Source organism: Psychrobacter sp. 1Y4 (assembly GCF_051847555.1).
Window position 1 is genome coordinate 1 of record NZ_JBPYDE010000234.1, and the last position, 940, is coordinate 940.

The 940-nt window shown below is 43.7% G+C and carries 1 protein-coding gene and 1 pseudogene; one reads left to right on the forward strand and one right to left on the reverse strand.

Going from position 1 to position 940, the window contains the following annotated elements:
* A partial coding sequence (locus ACS8FC_RS15455; RefSeq protein ID WP_439297424.1) for a glycosyltransferase occupies window positions 1–467 on the forward strand: 467 nt, incomplete at its 5' end.
* Here ACS8FC_RS15455 and ACS8FC_RS15460 read toward each other — a convergent pair.
* Window positions 464–940 (reverse strand): annotated as a pseudogene (locus tag ACS8FC_RS15460) (hypothetical protein); the annotation flags it as partial. The gene ACS8FC_RS15455 and the pseudogene ACS8FC_RS15460 overlap by 4 nt on opposite strands.

Sequence of the window (940 nt, forward strand, 5' to 3'; positions counted from 1 at the left end):
GAGACTTGCTACAAGCCTATGCGAAAACAGAGCGGAAGCTGCCATTAGTATTGATCGGTAAAGGCAAGCTTGAAGCAGAGATTAAAGTGCTGGCGTTTCAACTTAATATTAGTGACTGTGTTAGGTTTCTGGGTTTTCAGACCAACCCTTATCCGATCATTGCCTCAGCGGCATTGATGGTGCTGACTTCCAAATTCGAGGGTTTTGGCTATGTCATCGTAGAGGCGCAAGCACTTGGCGTACCAGTAATCAGTACCGATTGTCCATTTGGTCCAAGAGAGTTGTTACCTGTCAAAAACTTGATACCCGTCGGTGATATTGATGGATTGGCGATACTCATCGATGAAGCAGTAAACAATCTGACGAATTACATAGTGCAGCTAAATCAGCAGCTCTTACCGAATCATATCGCGCAGCAATATTTAGAATTTGGTGTAGCGTTGAATTTATCAGATAAGAGTGACTAAAGATCCTCAAATAGAGATTTGGAGACAGGGGAGTGATTGATCACAGCGACACCATGTGCCTTATAGCTCCTACTCAATAAATTGAAAGAAGGCACAATGCGCTCGTTCATGACTTTGCTCAGCGTGCTTGGCGCGCGGTTGTGGTTATTTTCGTAAAATCGCGGCTGATCGCTATTGAGTAAGTCAATCCCGTATAGATGAATGGTCGCTGCATGGCGTGAGAAAGCCAGCTGTGTGGCTACGTAAGCAACCGTACCCGCCTCGACAAATCCATGAGTAACATTGAGTGAGACGCCGATCTCAGTAGAGCTATGACTGCTATCAATAACAAAATTCGGATGATTGATAAAGTAGGATAAAGGCATTTTCTTATTCAGGCGTTTTTTCTTAAAAATGAGCTTATTAAAAGAGAGTTTATTTGATTTGACGCCCCATGGTCTGTCTACTGGATACAATACCCGCATGGCGTGATG